1 pseudogene is annotated in these 1,060 nt (G+C 55.7%); it reads left to right on the top strand.

Features of this window, described 5'->3' with window-relative positions:
* Positions 1 to 189 precede the first annotated feature (189 nt).
* Positions 190 to 976 (top strand): annotated as a pseudogene (locus DY926_RS14230) (DDE-type integrase/transposase/recombinase); the annotation flags it as partial.
* Between the last annotated feature and the right edge of the window lie 84 nt (positions 977 to 1,060).

Raw genomic sequence — 1,060 nt, forward strand, 5'->3', positions numbered from 1 at the left:
CTCCGGTTGGACAGACCTTACTCAAAAACGAGGGCATTTCACGGGGTAGGGTCAATAGCCACATATTTCCTATGCAACGTTGCATACCGATATTCTGCATTAGAGCCTATTAGGCCGTGATATAAGAGGTGGCCCCCATTTTTTAAACAGGACGATAAGTTATAATCCGACCTGAGAGAGGACGGGTTTATAGGCAAGGTTACGCAGAAATGGTATTCGGGTGAGTTCAAGTCGCGGGTCGCGCTGGAGGCGATCCGGGGTAAGCAGACGCTGGCGGAACTGGCGTCGAAGCACGGCGTGCATCAGACGATGATCGCCCAATGGAAGCGCTAGGCGATCAAGGGCATGGCAAGCCTCTTTTCTGGCAAGGCAGCACCGGAAGCGACAGCCAGCCCGGCCGATGTGGAGAAGCTACATGCGAAGATCGGCCAATTGCTGGTGGAATGTGATTTTTTCGCGATGCCTCTGTTCGGTTGGGCGTGATCAGAGGCGGCAAATGATCGACCTGAAACGGCCTCGGCTTTCGATCGTGCGGCAATGCACGTTGCTGCAACTCAACCGATCGGGCGTCTACTACCGGCCGGTGCCACAGAGCGAGGCGAATCTGGAGCTGATGCGGCTGAGCGACGCGCAGTTCCTGGAGATACCGTATTACGGATCCCGTCAGATGACCTGGCATCTTCGTCGTCTCGGCCACGATGTCGGCCGCAAGCGGGCTTGCGGGCGATCAACCAGAAGCCACGCGCGACCGTGCCACGTCCGGAGCATCGGAAATATCCATATCTGCCACGGGATCTGGTCATCGACTGGCCCAATCAGGTGTGGTGTTCCGACATCACTTAATATCCCGATGCACAAGGGCTTTCGCTATCTGGTGGCGATGATGGATTGGTATACGCGCAAGGTGCTGTCCTAGCGTCCGTCGAACACAATGGATGCGGAGTTCTGCATCGAGGTACTCCGGGATGCGCTGGTATGCAACGTTGCATAGGAAATATGTGGCTATTGACCCTACCCCGTGAAATGCCCTCGTTTTTGAGTAAGGTCTGTCCAACCGGAG

The organism is Komagataeibacter melaceti, assembly GCF_003403295.1.
GTDB lineage: Bacteria > Pseudomonadota > Alphaproteobacteria > Acetobacterales > Acetobacteraceae > Komagataeibacter > Komagataeibacter melaceti.